The 253-nt window shown below is 60.1% G+C and carries 1 pseudogene; it reads left to right on the plus strand.

The annotated features are described in order from the left end of the window. Positions 1-127, plus strand: a pseudogene (locus GD429_RS40185) (IS3 family transposase); the annotation flags it as partial. Between the last annotated feature and the right edge of the window lie 126 nt (positions 128-253).

Here is a 253-nt window from a genome sequence, read left to right on the forward strand (position 1 = left end):
TCGAGGCGTGCGGCTGTCGATGGACGGCAAAGGGGCCTGGCGCGACAACGTGTTCGTCGAACGCGTGTGGCGCAGCGTCAAGTACGAAGAGATTTACCTGCGAGCTTACGAGTCGGTCAGCCATGCCGGACCTATCCGTCATTTCGTGGGCGGGGCATATCATGAGGTATAAAAGTCATGGATATGCCGATGAAGAAGAAGAGGCAAACCGTAGCGCGTCAGGCAGCGGCCCGCGGGCCGCTGCCTGAGTTGC

It is taken from the genome of Burkholderia sp. BE17, assembly GCF_009362305.1.
Classification (GTDB): domain Bacteria; phylum Pseudomonadota; class Gammaproteobacteria; order Burkholderiales; family Burkholderiaceae; genus Burkholderia; species Burkholderia pyrrocinia_C.